We start from the raw sequence: 3,516 nt of genomic DNA, 5'->3' as shown, positions 1-3,516 counted from the left end.
AGGTGCTCGAAAGCGATACCTACGAAGTAGGAATCGGGGCGGCGGAAGCCTTACGCCAGCAACGCGAAGCCCTCTTTGATCTGCTCAACCCGTAACGCCCCCTTGCGCGGTGCGAGGGCCTGGCGGGCCGGAACGGGCGCGGGTCTTGGTACCACGCCCGTTCTGCCTAGGCGCCGATTGCTCGCCCCAGGTCGCTTGAAAAGCGCAAGAGAGCCGCTCACCCGCAGACGCCTTGTCTGGACCGATCCGGCACCGAAAATCAGGCAGGCGCTTGGACACCTTCTAATGGTCCGTTCTTCCTATGTTCGCTTACCTGTTGTAAATGAAGCCGCTACTAAGCAAGAAGACATGCTTGTGTCATATTAAGCAAGAAGTATATTCTTCAAAAAACACCGTATAAGCCAGGCCTCTCTCAGATGGCACTCCCCAAGAAGAAGTCTCGATCAATCACGCTAGAGAGCATCAAGTATACTTGGTTGGTAAGCCCGAACGATGGCTACAATGTTTTTGTCGCCCAACAAGCAGATTGTCAAGGTAGCAAGATTGAAGTCTATTTCGAAACGGACGTCAACGCCTACTGGGTAGCGTTTCCCCAGGTCAGCCAGTTGAACCTGCAGCTCATCAAGCCCAGAGAGGCCGCCCTGATCATTCTACAAGCACAGCAACTGGGATGGGAACCAGAGAAAGGAGGAAAACCATTGAGTTATGATTGGGCGGGAGAAAGGCTAACCCCACGGAAGACAATTAGTTAGAGCATTTTATATTCGCTTACCAGCCCTCATCAGGGCAGCTGAAAGGAAAAAGAAGAAACAAGATTCATCGATTATGGGGCTACTGCAAGCCCGTTTTACATGACAATCCCCTTCTTTTTCTAGGACTACTTTGGACAGTTCCGTGAGGCCCGAGAGCCTGTAGTAGGATAGCAAAAGATTTCCTAGAACTCCTTTCTTCTTGATTTCACCTCAACTCCTCCTTAGTATGGTTGCTCCACTCTCCCTCCCCGTTGTCGGCATCGACGTGAGTAAGGCTACGTTGGCCGTGTGTTATCAGGCCACTGACCAGCAACTCAAGCACCTGGAAGTTAGCAACAGTAAAGTGGGCTTTCAGCAACTGGTGAAGGCCTGTGGCGCGCAGTGCCTGTTTGTGATGGAAGCCACTGGTACCTACAACTTGGCCTTAGCGTACTACCTGCACGAGCAGGGCGGAGAGGTAGCTATGCTCAACCCATTGGTGATCCGACGCTTCATTCAGATGCACTTGAGTAAAGGCAAAAGTGACCGCAAGGATGCCCAATGGCTGCTCCGTTATGGCCAGCAACAACCGGTCTCCCGCTGGCAGCCCGATGAGCAGGTGCTGGTGGAATGTCGCCAACTCGAGCAAGTCACCGAGCAGTTACTCAAGCAGAAAACCATGGTCAGCAACGCCTTGGAGGCGTTGCAGCGACAACCCATCATCAGCAAGACGGCGTTGAAACGGTTGCAACAAACCTTGAAAGCCCTAACCCAACAAGTTGAGGCGGTGGAGAATGAACTCTTGCTCTTGCTCGAACAGCGGTTTGGGCCGGAAATCGCGCTGTTGTGCTCCATTCCCGGTATTGGGCGCAAGACGGCTAGTATGTTGCTCTTATTTGCGGGCGGCCTTACCCGCTTGAACAATTACCGTCAACTCATCGCCATGGCCGGCTTATCGCCGCGGGAACACAGCTCCGGCACCAGCATCCGCGGCAAGGTGCGCATCACCAAAATGGGGGGCGGCTTAATCCGCGGCAAGCTGTTCATGTGCAGCTTCTCCGCTAAGAAGTCAAATGCGGCGTGTCAGGCGCTCTACAATCGGCTCGTAGCCAAGGGCAAGAACGGCAAAGTGGCCCTAATTGCGGTCTGTAATAAGTTGCTCAAGCAAGCCTTCGCCATTATCAAATCGGGTGTACCCTATCAAGCTGATTTTCCGTCAAAACTTGCCCTTAATCCTTGACTTTTAACACAGTTCGTGTAAAGTACACGGCTTCAAACCTACCTCGCTACAAGACCAGCCAGCCATCCCTATTCCCACAGGATGTTAGCGTAAGGTGGCCAATTTCTGCTGCATGGTTTGCGCCAGTTGCGCCTGCGCTGGTGCCGGCAGAAACCGGTTAGCGCGCAAACTTTGCAGGCCGCGCTCTAAGTAGCGCTTGGCTTCCTTCCGTTGCCCCTGCACGAGCAGCAGTTCCGCGATATCGACATAGGTCGCGCTAAAGAACGGGTACTCGTCGAGCAACTGTCGCCAGAAGAACAGCGCTTTGTCGTACTGTTTCTCGGCATTGTACTCATTGCCTAAGCCGTTCAGACGGGCGAGTCCCAAACTCATTTCCTCGCCGTAGACCTGCTGCATTTTAGCTTGGAAAGCCGCATACGCGAGCTGCGTCCCCACCGGGGGATAGGACGAGAACGCATCGGCCGTCGCCGACCAGGGCTGAAAAATGTCCAGCAAAGCGGGCAGCACCCCCAAGCCGGGCACGACGTGGTGTTTGGCCTGGTAGAAGGCCGCGCCCCCCCAATCAAAATTGGGATGCAGCTTGGCGCGGCGCAAGGCCGCGTGCATGCGCGCATACCCGGGCGTATCGGAGAGCGAGTCGCCCGTGACGAAGCGATAGCAGAGCCGGCGGGCCAGCGGCTGGGTGGGGGCAAAGCGCGTGGTGACCGAGTCCACCCAGTTGGCGCGGCCTTGCTGATAGAAAGGGCTCAAGGCGATCACGCCACTGAGTTGCGTGGCTTGCCGGCACATCATTACAGTGGAGAAGTAGCCGAAGCGTGAGTGCCCGATCAGCGTGCGACAGGCGCCCGTGTGGTAGGTGGCCGCACACCAGGGCAGCAGCTCGTCAAACACGAAGCGCAGCAGCTCTTCGCCCCGCGCCCCCGCCATGTCGGCGGGCAGACTGGTCTCACGGTTGCGTTGAGAGGGGGAAGAGGTCAGTCCCACGATCACGGCTTCGGGCATCGCGTCGAAGCGCGTCAGGTAGTTGATCGACTCGTAGAGTTGGCGAAAGATGTCCTGGTTCTGGCGATCAAACACCAGGATCAGGGGGTATTTAGTCTTACGCGCGGGGTTGAAGGTAGTGGGTAAGATCACCGTCAACTGGCGCGGTTGGGCCAGCGCGCGCGAGTAGAGGGTGGTGTCGGTCGGGTTTTGGTAGTAATCCGACTTGGTCTGCGCCCTCGCCGGCAGGCCCACCAAGCAAAGGACAATGAGTAGCAGCAGGCGCGGAGTGGCCAGCAGCGTCGGGGTTTGGGGCGGCGCTGGCTTCCAGCTCCGGGCAAAGGCGTGCGCCAACCGCTTGGGCGCGGCTACCGGGCGGCAGCCGCTTGGCCAGCCATCAAACAGAGAGTGAGAGCTCATGATCGGCAGTAGAAACGTGCTTTGTTCAGGAAGCCCTAAAGTAGACAAAAGCCAGAAGCAGAATGGGTTAAACGATACCCGGATCCTAAGAATCTTTTTTAAACATAATCTAGGTGGCTGTTGCAGAACCCAATCTATATCATA

At 56.1% G+C, this 3,516-nt stretch carries 3 protein-coding genes; 2 read left to right on the top strand and 1 reads right to left on the bottom strand.

Annotated elements, in window-relative coordinates:
• The first annotated feature begins 416 nt into the window (after positions 1–416).
• Both BXP70_RS28830 and BXP70_RS28825 read left to right on the top strand, forming a co-directional pair.
• Positions 417–752 carry a hypothetical protein gene (locus BXP70_RS28830; protein ID WP_086597581.1) on the top strand — a complete coding sequence of 112 codons (336 nt, stop codon included), beginning with the start codon at positions 417–419 and terminating at the stop codon, positions 750–752.
• Between the two features lie 226 nt (positions 753–978).
• On the top strand, positions 979–1,971 hold the full coding sequence (locus BXP70_RS28825) for an IS110 family RNA-guided transposase (RefSeq protein ID WP_086597580.1): 993 nt from the start codon (positions 979–981) through the stop codon (positions 1,969–1,971).
• Between the two features lie 84 nt (positions 1,972–2,055).
• Here the strand turns inward: BXP70_RS28825 and BXP70_RS28820 are convergent, their stop codons facing one another.
• Positions 2,056–3,372 (bottom strand): alpha/beta hydrolase-fold protein, encoded by a 1,317-nt coding sequence (locus tag BXP70_RS28820; RefSeq protein ID WP_086597579.1) that lies wholly within the window; start codon positions 3,370–3,372, stop codon positions 2,056–2,058.
• Positions 3,373–3,516 lie beyond the last annotated feature (144 nt).

Origin of the sequence: Hymenobacter crusticola (assembly GCF_002154225.1) — a bacterium.
In the GTDB taxonomy this organism is placed as follows: domain Bacteria; phylum Bacteroidota; class Bacteroidia; order Cytophagales; family Hymenobacteraceae; genus Hymenobacter; species Hymenobacter crusticola.
Note: the sequence above shows the minus strand (reverse complement) of the source record. Positions and strands in the feature narration are given on the sequence as shown.

Excerpts from the sequence above, each read along its gene's own strand:
- BXP70_RS28820 (WP_086597579.1), bottom strand. The coding sequence starts at position 3,372 with ATGAGCTCTCACTCTCTGTTTGATGGCTGGCCAAGCGGCTGCCGCCCG.
- BXP70_RS28830 (WP_086597581.1), top strand. The coding sequence starts at position 417 with ATGGCACTCCCCAAGAAGAAGTCTCGATCAATCACGCTAGAGAGCATC.
- BXP70_RS28825 (WP_086597580.1), top strand. The coding sequence starts at position 979 with ATGGTTGCTCCACTCTCCCTCCCCGTTGTCGGCATCGACGTGAGTAAG.